This window comes from Desulfobacula toluolica Tol2 (assembly GCF_000307105.1).
GTDB classification, from domain to species: Bacteria; Desulfobacterota; Desulfobacteria; order Desulfobacterales; family Desulfobacteraceae; genus Desulfobacula; species Desulfobacula toluolica.
The window spans coordinates 2598878-2611725 of record NC_018645.1 but is presented as its reverse complement, the minus strand read 5'-3'; the positions used below and the strand labels follow the sequence as shown (position 1 = coordinate 2611725).

General features: G+C 34.8%; 11 protein-coding genes. 5 read left to right on the top strand and 6 right to left on the bottom strand.

Annotated features, from left to right (window positions below):
- Positions 1–189: 189 nt before the first annotated feature.
- Positions 190–819: a TetR/AcrR family transcriptional regulator gene (locus TOL2_RS12050; RefSeq protein WP_014957716.1), complete on the top strand. Its 630-nt coding sequence runs from the start codon at positions 190–192 to the stop codon at positions 817–819.
- A 2-nt stretch (positions 820–821) separates the two neighbouring features.
- On the opposite strand, the gene TOL2_RS12045 is transcribed toward TOL2_RS12050, so the two are convergent.
- Together TOL2_RS12045 and TOL2_RS12040 are read right to left on the bottom strand one after the other, a co-directional pair.
- Complete coding sequence (locus TOL2_RS12045) at positions 822–1361, bottom strand: hypothetical protein (protein ID WP_014957715.1); 540 nt, start codon at positions 1359–1361, stop codon at positions 822–824.
- A gap of 167 nt (positions 1362–1528) precedes the next feature.
- Positions 1529–3811, bottom strand: coding sequence for a tetratricopeptide repeat protein (locus TOL2_RS12040; protein WP_014957714.1), 2283 nt, complete (start codon positions 3809–3811; stop codon positions 1529–1531).
- 519 nt (positions 3812–4330) lie between these two features.
- Between TOL2_RS12040 and TOL2_RS12035 the strand changes: the two genes are divergently transcribed.
- The 4 genes from TOL2_RS12035 to TOL2_RS12020 all read left to right on the top strand — a co-directional run bounded on the left by TOL2_RS12035 (position 4331) and on the right by TOL2_RS12020 (position 8094).
- Positions 4331–4522, top strand: a complete 192-nt coding sequence (locus TOL2_RS12035; RefSeq protein WP_014957713.1) for a hypothetical protein — start codon at positions 4331–4333, stop codon at positions 4520–4522.
- 333 nt (positions 4523–4855) lie between these two features.
- On the top strand, positions 4856–5845 hold the full coding sequence (locus tag TOL2_RS12030; RefSeq protein ID WP_232507932.1) for a hypothetical protein: 990 nt from the start codon (positions 4856–4858) through the stop codon (positions 5843–5845).
- Between the two features lie 103 nt (positions 5846–5948).
- Positions 5949–7520 (top strand): AAA family ATPase, encoded by a 1572-nt coding sequence (locus tag TOL2_RS12025; RefSeq protein ID WP_232507931.1) that lies wholly within the window; start codon positions 5949–5951, stop codon positions 7518–7520.
- A 184-nt stretch (positions 7521–7704) separates the two neighbouring features.
- Positions 7705–8094, top strand: a complete 390-nt coding sequence (locus tag TOL2_RS12020; RefSeq protein WP_014957710.1) for a hypothetical protein — start codon at positions 7705–7707, stop codon at positions 8092–8094.
- A gap of 330 nt (positions 8095–8424) precedes the next feature.
- Here TOL2_RS12020 and TOL2_RS12015 read toward each other — a convergent pair whose 3' ends face one another.
- The 4 genes from TOL2_RS12015 to TOL2_RS12000 all read right to left on the bottom strand — a co-directional run bounded on the left by TOL2_RS12015 (position 8425) and on the right by TOL2_RS12000 (position 12841).
- Complete coding sequence (locus tag TOL2_RS12015; protein WP_014957709.1) at positions 8425–9390, bottom strand: ABC transporter ATP-binding protein; 966 nt, start codon at positions 9388–9390, stop codon at positions 8425–8427.
- A gap of 135 nt (positions 9391–9525) precedes the next feature.
- A complete protein-coding gene (locus TOL2_RS12010; protein ID WP_014957708.1) occupies positions 9526–9726 on the bottom strand; it encodes a cold-shock protein in 201 nt (66 codons plus the stop codon).
- Positions 9727–9916: 190 nt separating this feature from the next.
- A complete protein-coding gene (locus TOL2_RS12005; RefSeq protein ID WP_014957707.1) occupies positions 9917–10897 on the bottom strand; it encodes an ABC transporter ATP-binding protein in 981 nt (326 codons plus the stop codon).
- Between the two features lie 54 nt (positions 10898–10951).
- Positions 10952–12841, bottom strand: a complete 1890-nt coding sequence (locus TOL2_RS12000) for an extracellular solute-binding protein (protein WP_014957706.1) — start codon at positions 12839–12841, stop codon at positions 10952–10954.
- Positions 12842–12848 lie beyond the last annotated feature (7 nt).

Below are 12848 nucleotides of genomic sequence, written 5' to 3'. Positions count from 1 at the left end.
AAGTTTTGATTTTTATGATAAATATTGAATTGGTTAAATGAAATATCCGTGAGATCTGAAATATCAAGTCATAAATTTGATTGTATTTTTAGTGGTTCAAATCTTTATCCTTGCGATTTATGATTGTTTCATGTATTTATCTTTCCGTTATTAGTTTATGAATCATATTCAAAAAATAATGAGGAAAATATGGGTATATATGAACGTAAACAAAGAGAAAAAGAGCAAAGAAAAATAGAAATCATCAATGCTGCCCGAACCGTTTTTTCCAATAAAGGATTCAACTCTGCTACAATGGAAGAGATCGCTTCACAAGCAGAATTGAGTCCGGGAACCCTGTACCTGTATTTTAAAAACAAGGAAGAATTGCATACATCCCTTTCTATTGAGATACTCAAGCATTTGGCTGATGAGATTCAAACGGTTGTAAATAAGAATATTTCAGTGGAAGAGAAGATAGAAAGCTTTTATGATGTATTTATTGATGTATATAATTATGATCCCAATATTTTAATTAATTTATTTCATCTCCAGTCAGGGGAAACTCTTCAAAATCTTTCAGATGAAGTTTTGCAGCAGATTAAAACTTACTCTGCTATGGCTCATGGGGCCATTATTGATGTTGTAAAACAGGGTATTGAACAGGGAGCTTTTATAGATGAGCATCCTGTGGCACTTGCCGATATTATATGGGCATCCTATTCAGGTATAGTTTTATGGGTCGATTCCAAAAGGCTTTTAAATAATCAGAAAGATTTCGTTAAATCGACACTAAAAACTGCATTTAAGATAATCGGCAAAGGATTGAAGAAAAAATAAACCTATTTGCACAGCCTGTGAATTGTTTGAGCATGCCATTTGCCTTTTCCCGAAAAGGTTGGGATCTCTTTATCCTTTAAATAATCAGCAATTATTGCAAATGTTGCCCCTTCTTTTCTCATGGTTCTGATGATTGTGAGAATATCATCCTTGGTATAATGTGTTCCTGATGTATAGCTTGCAGTGGTTTTTGAATTTTTGCCCGGGGAGTGGACAAAAAGATCTTCAGTAAAAATTTTGTTCAGATTGTTAAAAAAAAATGAAATGGCATTGTATTGATGAATTTTGGCCTCAACCAACTGACCGTTTTGTGAGCTTATTTTTTCAAAATGGTCTGTTACGCTATATGCATTATCAACAATTTGCGGTAATATGTTCCGTAAACTTACCAGGAGAGACTCAAGGTTTTCAGAATAATGAGATCGCCTGTCCCGATTTTTTCGACGGTCGTTTTCCGGATAAAAATAACCATCAAGATTCCTTTTCGGATTCGACCGGTCTTTTTTATGAGAGCTTCTAAGATTTTTTAAAAAATCACTCATATCGCCACCTCCCAGGCTGACAGATAAAAAGATAAAGGTTTGAAAAAAAATAATATAAGCAGTTCTTAAAGACCAAAAGCAATCTTCAGAGACTGAATATGATTTAATGTATTATTATACATAATCTGCTTTTTTTATACAAGTCAGGCACATGGCAAAAAATAAGGTTAATTTTCAAGTTCGGTAAGCAGTTGTTTTGCATGGTCTGCATCTTCAAAGTTATCACTCAGTTGAAGTGCCCTTTGTAACGCGATTATTGCAAGTTTGTTCTTTTCTTTCTTATGGTAGGCTAACCCCAGGTGATAGTTTACAACAGGATGATCCGGACTTTTCTTTAAGCTGTCCAGAAATTCATTTATAGCATTTCCATACAAGCCTTTCTTATAATAGATCATTCCAAGTGTATCCATCACGCCGGGGTCTTCGGGAAGTTTTTCCTTTGCAATCCTTGCGAGCCTAAATGCTTCATCAATCCGGTCGGTTTTTCGTACAAGATAGTACGCCAGATTATTTGCTGCCGGAGCAAATTGAGGATTGATTTCAAGTGCTTTTTTATAGTGTCTCGATGCCTTTTCGAATTCTTTATTGCTGTCGTAAATCGTTCCTAAGATCATATGGGGAAATGGCAGGTTTGGGTTTTTATCAATAATCGTCTGATATTGTTGGATGGCTTTATTTTTGTTTTTTTCTGCCAGTGAAAGTTTTGCCAGGGTTTCATATGGTTTTAGATAATCAGGATATATGGATATCGATTTGTTTAATGAGTTTTTTGCTTCTTTAATTTTGTTCTGAGCTAAATAAATTCCCGCCTCAATATTATGAACAACTGCAATTAGCGGTTTTTGATCCATATAAAGCTTGATTTGATTTTTACATAATTTGTGTGCAGTTATAAATTCTTGTTTGACAACATGAATTTTAATGATTTGGACAAACACATCAAGTGATTTATTATTTTTTTTATGAGCAAAATTTAAATATTTGATTGCTTCCTCATAATTTTTTAATGCAGATTTCAGCACACCCATTTGATAATATGCTGTCGGGTTATCTGGTGATATTTCAATCAGTTTTAAGTAGTCTTTTTCAGCCTCGTCTAATCTTTTTAGACCGATTAATGAACTTGCCCGGATGATCCTGGTTCGATAATCATCTGGATTTAATTTCAGGGCGAAAGTCGCTTCTTTTTGTGCCAACTCATAGGACCTTTCGTTCAGATAAATATCTGCAAGCAGCATGCGGGCTTTAAAATAGTTGGGATTTAATTTGATTGCTTTGGCGACAGATGATTTCGCCTGATCATATTTTCCAGTGGCGATAAAGCACACGCCTTTGAAGTAGAGGGGGCGAGGTGCCTTTGGTTCTTCATTTTCAAGTTCATTCAGAAGCCGCAAGGCATCTGTAAATTTTTTTTTGTAAACTAAGATTTCACTTTTCAGCATTCTTGCCGGGTAATATTCGGGCCTTTTTGATAGAATTTCCGATATTATTTGGTCTGATGATTTTATATCCTTGTGTTTATAATGAAATCGGGCAATGGTATTTTTAACAGCCATGTTCTCAGGTTCCAAAGACAATGCTTTGTTATACATTTCCAGGGACTTATCTTTATTATTAATTTTTTCATAAAATGCAGCGGTAATCATATACGGCTTTGATGATGAAGGCGCTTTTTGTGTTGAATTAAGATAAGCCTTTTCAGCCATGTCTAATTTTTTTTGGCTAAAATATAAATTGCCCAATAAAATATGGGCATCATTATTTTCAGGGTTTATTTTAATGGCCTGTCGCAACTGATATTCTGCTTTTTCAATATTTTTTAGTCGAGCATAAAATGCTATCAAAACCATTCTGACCCGCAGGTTTTTATTATCGATTTCTATTGTTTTTAAAAGCAGCTCTTCAGCCATACCAATTCTTTTTTCCATGGCATGTATCTTGGCCATATTTTGAAGCGCGGGGATATTTTTTGAATCAATGTTAAGAACTGTTTCGTAAACGGTAAAAGCTTTTTTTAAAAGCTTTTTTTGCATGAATATCTGGGCTTTAACAAGCAGAGCTTCAATATTTTTCGGGTCTTTTTCAAGAACAAAAATAATTTTTTCCATGGCCGGTTCTATTTTTTTGCCCAAAAATAAAAATTCAGCGAGTTTTAAATTAGCCTCCACATTATTTTTATCTATTTGAATAATTCTATTATAGGCAGTGTAAGCATCCTTTACATTTCCAAGCTTTAACATGCTTCTGGCCAGGAGAAGATAAGCGTCCACATAATTTGGATCTATTTTTAAAGCGTTTTTAAGTTCAATTTGAGCTTTTTTGTATTCTTTATTTTGAAAATAATCCAGGCTTTTATCAAAGAAAGATTCTTTTTTTTCAATATCTGACTTGCATCCTGTTAATATAAGAGTAATAAAGATAATGCAAATAATTCTCAAAGAAAAATTCATTCATCCTCCCCAGAATTCATATTCAAATACTTGTATGTCCATGTATCATGTGCTAATCATTTGTCAAATAGAAAGACAAAGATTTTTAAGGTATAATTTTTAAATATATCTTTATTATTTATCGTTAGTTTGCTCAATATTGATAGCATTATTTTAAATTATGATCATTTCGGCGAAATATTAATTAATAATACATTAATTGTTTTATCAACTCAAGTTAATATTTTTTTTGTAACGATACCAATAGGTTTCCTATACAAACGGATGGATTGTTTTGTCTTTGCCGGTCTAATTAACAGTCAACTGCGATATTGACAAAAAGGGCTTGATATGTCCTGGAAGTTAAATATGAACAAATAATCGGAAGCAGGTAAGATCGCCTTGAAAATTTAAAATTAATATGTTGAAATGTATCTTGCCGAATAAATTACCTTGTGATTTTTTATATTAGCAGGTAATTTTAAAAGATAGAAAAAATCTAAAGCTTATTTGTGGTTTTCAAAAATTTCTGGAGAAATTATGAAAAAGGTCAAAAAGGATTCGCTTTTAAAATGCGGTGTCTGGATCAAAGAACAGCAAGGAAGTATAACAATAGGTTCTTTGGATAAAAATGACGAAAATATTATGACCATCCCGGAAAAATTAAACTCAAAAATCATAAAGTTTGAAAATGATATGATTGAGGCATTGTATGGAGATAAGCAAAAGTAAAATTACTTATCAAATGATTTCCGGGAATAATCCTTACTGTGATATGATAATTTCGTCAAAAGAATAAAGCTTTTTGCAAATTTATCGAATAATTTGATTACTTATATTTTATCCGATATTATTTTTTCTCATAACTATTATTAATTGATGCAAAACGGTATAAATATGAAGTTCTTTCCCATAAAGATCGCCATAATTTGTCTGCTGATAACCCCGGTTTTTTATATTGTTACACTTGAATTATGCGAAAAATATTTAAATAAGAATTATTCTTGTCAAATTGAAAATATACTCATCGGTGATTCAATACATCTGTTGGATGGTTCAGTTCGTTTGGAAGAACAGATTGCAAATAATATACACGATTTTTGTAAAGCGGATTGGCTGATTCAAAAAGCTAAGCTTGATATCAATATTCTTGTCACAACAATTCATAAAAAAATAATTTATCCGATTTTTCTTGATGTCGATTCCTTGGCAAAAGATATTAACAGTGACTTTGATTCGGAAAATATAGCAAAAAATAATTTTGAGATTTTAAATAGCGGTTTGGTTGTTAAAATTGAAACCAATTTAAGTCATGGGTCAAGAATCGGTAATATTGTTTTGGTATTATATTTTGGGGTCTCATTTTTTATTTTTTTTATTTTTTATAAAATCGCCAGTGCTAAATCTATTGTGGAAGGAGAAACAAAAGCACAATTGATAAATGATTTAAAGAGAGAAGAACAAGTTCATAAACAAATGCTTAAAAATTTCCAAAAAGAACGACACGAGTTGTTCGAAAATATCAAAGTACTCAATAAAAAATATCAAAAGGATAAAACAAAAGCGAAAATAAACGAGGAAGAAATGTTTGAGGAAATAATTTCCTTAGAAGAAAAATTAAATTCATTTATTGAGCTTAAGCAAAAAAAGGAAATGGAAATTTCTGAACTTAAATCTAAGATTCAAAAGCATGGTAAAAAGAAAAACTTTAAACTCAGACATAATGAACTTGAGTTTATTGAAAAACGATTTTCTGCCCTTTATAAAAATATAAAAATGAATAGAAAAGCATTGTCAGGATTTTTGAACCTTAGTGATGAACTGCAGATAAAAGCAGAGGAGATCATACACTTGCTGGACCGTAATCCAGATAAAATTATTATAAAGAGAAAGGTTTTTTCCGGTAAAAAACATAGAACCGCCTGCTTTGAAGTTTTATTTTCCTATAATGGGAGATTGTATTTTAAAAAAAATGAAAATAATATCACTGAAGTTTTAGTTGTTGGAACCAAGAAGACTCAAACAAAAGATATTGAGTTTATTCATAAATTATAAAGAATACAATATGTATAAGTCATTCTATAATTTAAACACAAAACCATTTCAGATAAGCTCTGACCCTGCTTTTATGTGGTTTGGAGAAAAGCACAGAGAAGCCTTGGCTACTCTCAAATATGGTATTCTGGACAATAAGGGATTCCTTTTGTTGACAGGTGATGTTGGAACCGGAAAGACGACGTTGATCAATGCGCTCATTCAAAGCCTGGGTGATGATGTTATTTGTGCGGCTGTTCCGGACCCGGGTCTTGAAAAATTGGAATTTTTCAATTATATTGCTGCCGCATTTGGAATCAATCGGGAATTTTCCACAAAAGGTGTTTTTCTCGCACATTTTAAAAATTTTTTAATCAAGGCCAGTGACGACAACAAAAAAGTACTGCTCATCATTGATGAAGCTCAGCTTTTAACACAAGAAATGCTTGAAGAGATTCGTCTATTATCAAATATCGAAAAAACAGATGCCAAGCTTATTAATATTTTTTTTATAGGTCAGAATGAATTTAACGAAATTCTCAACAGAGAACAAAACAGAGCGGTAAGGCAAAGATTAACCTTAAATTACAATATTGATCCACTAACTTCGGACGAGACAGGTGAATATATAAAACATCGATTAAGTGTTGCAGGGGGTACTGCTCCTATTTTCGATGTACTCGCAATACAGGAGGTTTTTATGTATTCCGGTGGGTTTCCGAGAAGAATTAATGTGATTTGTGATCATTGCCTTTTATCCGGATACGTCAAAGAACAAAAAATAATAAATGAAGCCATTGTAAAAGAATGTGCAAGAGAACTCAAAATCCCGGCACATATCAAAAATCGGGATCTGAATGGTTTTGCAAGCCAAAATAAAAGGAAGCTGCCTGTTGCAACGCACAAGGCATATACATCTCAACTGAGGAAGATTGGAATCAAGAGAAGAAAAAGAGTCTTTCGGTCTTTTTTGAGTGGAATCGTTGGTCTTTTATTGATTTTTCTTGTCGGGTTTTACCTGCTTCCAAAGTATTGCAGTGATTCCATGGAAAATATAAACAAAAGTGTGCTGACTTTAAAAGATAAGATTTTTAGAATTGATTCGGAATCATATCCTGCCTTTACAGATCAGCTGGCTGAAAACAAAGGAGAAATAAAAAAAAATCAGGTCATAAGACATATGATTCAACCACAGAATGCGCTTGAATTAAAAACAATTACCAGAGAAAATAGCCTTGAAAACCGCCAGCATACGAAAGAAATTAATAATAGTTTATATGTTCGGGGAAATAAATATCCTGAATCTTCAGACAATTCCATAGATAGTGATGTTAATAAAAAAACTTTTCCATTGCCCAATGAAAAAATAGTTATCAGGTTTAAGCATAATACCAATGATTTTACAGAAGAAGGTTTTAAGCAACTGGTCAAATTTTCAGATGCCTTGTTCTTATATCCTGAGACTAAAATTTTAATTTCAGGATATACGGATTCAGAAGGATATCAAAGTTATAATCAGAAACTTTCCGAGTTCAGAGCCAATATTATCAGGAGTTTTTTTCTTGGCAGAGGAATTAAATTAGAGCAGATACAGATCAGGGGTTTAGGAAGTCAAAATCCTATTGAAAGTAACGATACCGCACAAGGGAGAATAATGAACAGGCGCGTTGAAATTGAAATTATTAAAGAAAAATAATTTTTATTGCGCTATACATGTGAATAATGTTTGCTTTAGATAATATGGGTTGTGAGACAATCAAATTATATTTGACTTGATTCAATGTGCAGAGCAAATATAATTATCCTTTTCAAAGGCTTTTCAATAGAAAAATATCATGATATAAAATTAAAAAAAATAATGAACATGTAAGGAATATTCTATGCGTAATTTTTTTTTGGTTTTATTCAGTATGTGTACGCTTTTATACCATTGCACAGCATCAGCTAACAGCAATAGAATTGATAACCAAAAATCTATTCAAACGGTTCAATATGAAGTGATTGATTTAGCTGCGGATACATTTTCTGACAATAGCCTTCTTTATGTTTCAGGAAAAATAAGAAATACTTCATTTTATCCTATTCAAGGATATATTATTGTAAGGTTTCAAGATGTCGACAATATTGATATGGGATTTGTAGAAACTTCGGTAAATAAAAATTTACCTATAAATCATTACCGCACGGGAGCCTTTGAGATTGCTGTAAATATTGAAAAGGAAACTAAGATAAAAAATGTATCTGTCGAATTTATAAATATAAACAAGTGATAATGAGAAAACAGCTAAACTTAAAAATATAAATTAACCCTAAGATTGCAAGTCCTGATGTTCCATTTTGAAGAAATTGTATAAAAAATTTTGACTTATTGGTTTAATAAAACTCCCGCACTTTTATATGAAAGTCTTAAGAAATTCATACAGAGACTTTAAATCTTTGTTGTGGGCAAGCATGGATGAAAGACCAAGTCTGCCCGTGGCAGTTATATGAAAGAACTTCTAACCTGTTGTAATCAAATCTCTTTCAGTTCTTGTTGTGGCAGATCAGTTTGCCATGGTCGTTATTGTGAACTCAAATGAGACCAGAATAAAAGACGCAAATCAAAAGAAAAAATGACATGCAGTCAAATGACTTGGATCTTTTTCGTTTTTCAGCAGTTCAGGCTCCTTGTCACGACAGATATTTTGAACATATTCACATCGCGTATTAAACCGGCATCCGGCAGGAGGGTTCTCCACGGAAGGCACCTCTCCTTTTAAGATTATACGATTCCGGTTCGATTCTGGATCAGGCATGGGAATGGAAGACAACAATGCATTGGTGTAAGGATGCCGGCCATTCTCATATATTTCGTTCGCATCTGCCATCTCAACAATTTTCCCCAGATACATGACCGCAATCCTGTCGGAGACATGTTTTACAACAGACAAATCATGGGAAATAAAAACATAGGTCAGCCCCATTGTCTGCTGGAGTTTAAGTAAAAGGTTCAGGATTTTGGATTGAACGGAAACATCCAAAGCAGACACTGGTTCATCACAAATAATGATTTCCGGTTCAAGACTGATTGCTCTGGCTATACCAATTCTCTGGCGCTGGCCGCCTGAAAACTCATGGGGGAATTTAGACAGGGTATCAGGCAACAGACCTACCGTTTCAATCAATCTGTTGATTTCCGTCTCTAAGTTCTCTCTTTTTTTGCCATGGATAATATATTTTTCTTCTAAAATTTCTTTGACGGTCTGTCTGGGATCCAATGATTCAAAAGGATCCTGAAAAATCGTCTGTAAGTTTAAAGCAAGTTTTTTTCTCTGCTGCGAATTGAGTTTGAAAACACTCTGACCATTTATAACAACTTCTCCGTCAGATGGTTCATAAATACCCATAATGCATCTTCCCAAAGTCGTTTTACCGCATCCTGATTCGCCCACAATACCCAGAGTTTCTCCTTTGTTTACAGCAAAAGAGACGCCATCCAGTGCATAAACCCAACCGGTACGCCTTAAAAACACACCGCCGCTCACAGGAAAATATTTTTTAAGATTTTTTACTTCGAGAATCGTCATGTTGGTTTTCTTAAAACAAAAAAGGGAGGACTCTTCTGAAAAAGGCCTGTATAGAGTTTATAAAGATTAAACCGGTTGTCAAAAAAAAGACGCAAAAAAAGGGTTTTTCTTCTGAAGAAAAACCCTTTTAAAATCTTATTGAACGACCACATGAACTGCAGCCGGGCCTTTTTGTCCTTCTTCCACATCAAAAGTTACTTTATCGCCCTCATTCAGCGATTTAAAACCTGTTCCTTCGATACCGGAATGATGAACAAATACATCCGGTCCATTTTCCTGCTCAATAAAACCGTATCCTTTAGAATCATTAAACCATTTTACTATCCCATTTGCCATTATGACTTTCTCCTTACTTAAAATGAATAAAATTGTAGTTTCAAACTTCAGGTCTTGCCATTCTAACAGATGGGTTTTCCCTTTAGAACGAAACTTGCGAGGCCTTTCTCCAAGAGGCTTTTTTTTTGTCATATTCACTTTGAGTTAAAAAATCAAGGATTATTTTAAATAGAATTGTTTTTTTATATGTTCATATATCAGCTAAATGGCAGGCTGCCGTGTGATTCTTATCCATCCTTCGTTCCCGGGGTATCATTTTTCTACAGATATCCGCAGCTAACGGACAGCGGGGTGCAAATCTGCAACCTTCCGGCAAATTTAATACTGACTGCACATTTCCCTTTATTGTCGGAAGGATGGTTTTGGCTTTCCGAGAAAGAGACGGAATTGATGTTAACAATCCTTTTGTATAAGGGTGTACGGGACGTTTAAAAAGTGTTGTAACCGTTGCTTTTTCTGCAATTCTTCCAGCATACATTACAACAACATCATCACAATTTTCCGCAATCACACCTAAATCATGGGTAATCAATATCACAGACATTCCTGATTTTTTTTGAAATTCTTTAATTAAATCAAGAATCTGGGCCTGAACAGTGACATCAAGAGCAGTTGTAGGTTCATCCGCAATAAGAATTTGAGGTTCACAGGCCAATGCCATGGCAATCATTACCCGCTGGCGCATTCCCCCGGAAAGCTGGTGGGGATATTTTTTCATCACCTTGTCAGGATCAGGAATGCCGACTTTTTCCAGCATGGTAACGGCAGCCGTTGTCATTTCGTAAGAGGAGAATTCAGAAAAATGAAGTTTATAAATCTCAATAATCTGTTTGCCGATTCCATGAACCGGATTAAGGGCTGTCATGGGTTCTTGAAAAATCATGGCAATTTTTTTACCCCTTATATGATGCATATCATTTATCGAAAGATTAAAAATATCTACTCCGTTAAACATTGCCTTGCCTTGAACAATTCTTGAAACAGGTTTTGGCAACAGCCTCATGATACTTAGCGCAGTAACGCTTTTACCACATCCTGATTCCCCGGCAATGCCGAGAATTCTCCCTTTTTTGAGTTTAAAATCAACTTGATCAACTGCCCGGGCGATTCCCTGTTCGGTATGAAACTCTACTCTAAGATTCCTGACATCCAATATTATTTGGTCAGTCACTTCCTTCTCAGTCTTTTTTGGTTCAGTCTCTTTTTTGTCAGGCACTTTGTGTCTTTACTCCTTCTTGAATTGTTCGTCCAGGATAACAACCGGTTCAAATTGTATGTCGTTTTTCATGGCTTTCAGGGTTTGATCTTTTTTATCGGTATTCATCCAGAAAAGTCCCCCTGTTGTAACTGAAAAAGGATCAAAAAGACTGTCGGATCGCTTGGTTCCATGAAATTCAGGCAGTTCAAGCCATCTCCAATACGCCTGTCTTACATAGGGAACCATAAAAGTGGGCACAAAGGCCCCGATTTCATGAATGACCTTCTGTATGTTTAATGAAAGAGTTATTCTTTCTTCTTGGTTCAAGGTTGCCCGGTATTTATCAATCAGCTCATCCAGTAAAGGATCATCCGTATTGGTGATATTGTTTGTCTGTGGTTTATGGGCATTGTCGGAATGCCACCCCTGCCAGTAAGCGGGTCTGATATTTGTACTCCATCCCATCCATGCGACGTCATGTTTTTTTTCTAAAAATTTTTTAAACATGGCCGTGGAATCAAGTCTTTCCAGCAAAAGTTCAATTCCTGCCTTCAATGCATCTTCTTTAAGCACCACAAGCCTTGGAGTATAGTCCTCATGATCATACGTAACCTTGACGGAAAACCTTGTTTCACCCTTTTGCCAGATACCATCATTTCCTCTTTGCCATCCTGTAAATCGCATTAATGTTTCCACTTTTGCAATATCATATTGTCTTGGTTTTATGTCGTCATCGGTATATTCCCCGTAACCGGCAAATGCCTGGGAAAGCCTGAAATAATCACCTCTTAATACGTTGTTGATAACTTTTTCAATGTTCATTGCATGTGCAAATGCATGACACAGCCTACGGTCTTTGAATATCTCCTTATCCTGGTTCAACCACATCCCCATGGCAGATCTCTCATGGTCATTAAAAAACCAGATCTTATGGATATATCCTTTTTGAAACAAGGAAATGTTTGATTTTTCGTGCCAGTATTTGGGAATCGTCAAACCAAATGTATCAAGTTTGCCTTTTTTAAAATACTGCCATTGAAGGTTGGAATCCCGGATCACGTCAAACACAACATAATCAACATTAAATCGGTTTTTAAAATATTTCTTATCCTTGGCCCACCAGTCTTTTTTCCTTTTAAATTTAATAAATTTTCCTTTTTTAAATTCGCTGATCTGATAGGCACCGGTATTGGGAACAATCGCCCAATTATAGCGTTGAACAAATGTGTCATTAAGGTTTACAAAATAGTGTTCCGGTGTGGGGGCAATCCCTAATTTCAAGTAAAGCTCAGGCACGGCTTTAGTGCTTTTTACACCAATAGTATATTCATCATAAATTATTACAGCTTCTATCTCTTTTGTGTAATAATCATTATACCAGGGTGCAATAATATGCTCAGAACGCATAAATTCAAGGGTATAAGCATAATCCCAGGCAGTAACAGGCTTGCCGTCAGACCACCTGGCATCTTTGTCCAGCTTGAAGTACATGGTTTTTTTATCCTCCCCAAAGGCCCAGTGGGTAGCCAACTCCGGAAGGATACGGCCTGTATTGGGATGGATACTGATCAAAAATAACTGATTATCCAGGATCGCACTTCGAAACGAGCCGTTTGAATCCGGCCCTACCACCCGGAAGGTCATGGGGAAACTGGTGATGGCGGTATGAAATATTCCGCCTTTTTGTGCCTTATTAGACGAAAAAACCGGATCTGAATCATTGGTCAGCCAGTGAATCGTATTCGGTAAAACCGCATAAGTATTTTTTTCCCTGAAAGTGATCTTATTTTCTAATCCTGGAGGGTCTAATACGGGCGGGTCTTGGCTTTCATTTTTTTTTATATCATTATTATTCCGGCAACCCGTCAGGAAGCAAAACACCATCAGCACGATACCCATAATCAGCTTAAATTTCATTGTTTCT

Bases quoted from the DNA above. Each gene is read 5' to 3' on its own strand.
- TOL2_RS12010 (WP_014957708.1), bottom strand. From the start codon at position 9,726: ATGGCAAATGGGATAGTAAAATGGTTTAATGATTCTAAAGGATACGGT.
- TOL2_RS12040 (WP_014957714.1), bottom strand. From the start codon at position 3,811: ATGAATTTTTCTTTGAGAATTATTTGCATTATCTTTATTACTCTTATA.
- TOL2_RS12020 (WP_014957710.1), top strand. From the start codon at position 7,705: ATGCGTAATTTTTTTTTGGTTTTATTCAGTATGTGTACGCTTTTATAC.
- TOL2_RS12050 (WP_014957716.1), top strand. From the start codon at position 190: ATGGGTATATATGAACGTAAACAAAGAGAAAAAGAGCAAAGAAAAATA.
- TOL2_RS12015 (WP_014957709.1), bottom strand. From the start codon at position 9,390: ATGACGATTCTCGAAGTAAAAAATCTTAAAAAATATTTTCCTGTGAGC.
- TOL2_RS12035 (WP_014957713.1), top strand. From the start codon at position 4,331: ATGAAAAAGGTCAAAAAGGATTCGCTTTTAAAATGCGGTGTCTGGATC.
- TOL2_RS12000 (WP_014957706.1), bottom strand. From the start codon at position 12,841: ATGAAATTTAAGCTGATTATGGGTATCGTGCTGATGGTGTTTTGCTTC.
- TOL2_RS12045 (WP_014957715.1), bottom strand. From the start codon at position 1,361: ATGAGTGATTTTTTAAAAAATCTTAGAAGCTCTCATAAAAAAGACCGG.